Here is a 1017-nt window from a genome sequence, read left to right as displayed (position 1 = left end):
CACGTAAGGGTCCTTGCAGATGAAGTGGCTCGACCACAGCATGATGTTCGGCCCGATGATCGGCTCGACCAGGTCGAGCACCTCGTCGGCCAGCAGAAACTCCAGCAGCCGCTTGTCGCGGAAGTGCGGCGTATCCAGCTCGTCGGACAGCTTATCTCCTTTTTCCGCTAGGTGATCCTCGAAAATCCCCCGCAGCTTATCCATCTTCTCCTTGGAAAACACCGGTTTCTTGTACAGCGTATATCCTTGTTCTCCATAGGCGTCGACTTCGGCTTTCGTCAGTAATTGCGTCATGCTCGTTTCTCCTCCGTTCGTTTCTCCCAAATTTATTCGCGATCAAAGTAGAACCCTAAGTGCAAGTCCATTGCATTCCGAAAGGGATGGCTTTGCCGGCTTCAGACAGGTTGTTTTGAGTGGCTTGGATCGATAAGACCTTTAGCGGTTAGCCACTCAAAGCCAAAACTCGCGGGCAAAGCCATTCCCTTTCTCCATTCCATTGGGTCCGCTCTGCGATGTATCCTGGGTTCAAACTTAAGCTTCCTCCTTAAGAAGCGCCTCGGCGATCATTCTGAATATCTCCAAGTCGTTCTTGTAGTCCTCCGGCGTCGTCTTCGGGACGATCCCTTTCGTCACGACCTCGTAAAAATGCTCCAGCTCCACCGTGTACGGGTCTTTCAGCGTCGGGCGGTTCGCGGTTTCCACGTACGCCTCGTCGATCGTTTCCTTGACGTTCAGCGTCGTTGGCAGATGGCGGATATACGGAGTGTCGTACTGGACCGTCATCGACTTCGTCCGTCCGAACACCTCGATATGGGCGTCGAAGCGGCGCTGATCGTCCACCCCCGTCTCGAACGTCGCGTAGTAGCCGTCGAATTCCAGAATCGCGGCGATGTAGCCGCCGCCGTTCCATTGCTTGGCCGATACGACCCGTTTCGGCATGCCGAGCAGCTCCCGCATCGCCGACAGGTCGTGGCTGTTCAAGCCGCAGAGCAGGCCGTAGGCATTGTAGACGTCCTT

Annotated in this window: 2 pseudogenes; both read right to left on the bottom strand. The window is 55.5% G+C overall.

What is annotated here, in order from left to right:
* Nucleotides 1-294 (bottom strand): annotated as a pseudogene (locus ACFFT4_RS30260) (phytanoyl-CoA dioxygenase family protein); the annotation flags it as partial.
* A gap of 237 nt (nucleotides 295-531) precedes the next feature.
* Nucleotides 532-1017, bottom strand: a pseudogene (locus tag ACFFT4_RS30255) (Gfo/Idh/MocA family protein); the annotation flags it as partial.

Origin of the sequence: Cohnella cellulosilytica (assembly GCF_042431195.1) — a bacterium.
GTDB lineage: Bacteria > Bacillota > Bacilli > Paenibacillales > Paenibacillaceae > Cohnella > Cohnella cellulosilytica.
Note: the sequence above shows the minus strand (reverse complement) of the source record. Positions and strands in the feature narration are given on the sequence as shown.